Source organism: Opacimonas viscosa, from assembly GCF_024199005.1.
Lineage (GTDB): Bacteria > Pseudomonadota > Gammaproteobacteria > Enterobacterales > Alteromonadaceae > Opacimonas > Opacimonas viscosa.
Window position 1 is genome coordinate 1 of the sequence record NZ_JANATA010000226.1, and the last position, 255, is coordinate 255.

The 255-nt window shown below is 50.2% G+C and carries 1 protein-coding gene; it reads left to right on the top strand.

Annotated elements, in window-relative coordinates; genetic code table 11:
- Positions 1-255 (top strand): AMP-binding protein (locus NLF92_RS13390; protein ID WP_254102745.1); only part of this gene is annotated, 255 nt, incomplete at both ends.

The following is a 255-nucleotide window of genomic DNA, read 5'->3' on the forward strand; positions in this document are numbered from 1 at the left end:
GACAGAGTCGTTGTTTATATGCCCATGATTACCGAGGCGGTAGTTGCAATGCTGGCTATTGCGCGATTAGGCGCAATTCACTCGGTTGTATTTGGCGGGTTCGCCCCTCACGAGCTGGCCGTGCGTATTGAAGATGCGCAGCCCAAACTGATCGTCACAGCGTCCTGTGGCATTGAGGTCGCTAAAGTCATTGAGTACAAGCCACTTGTCGACAATGCTATTGAACTTTCTTCGCATAAACCACAAGCCTGTATT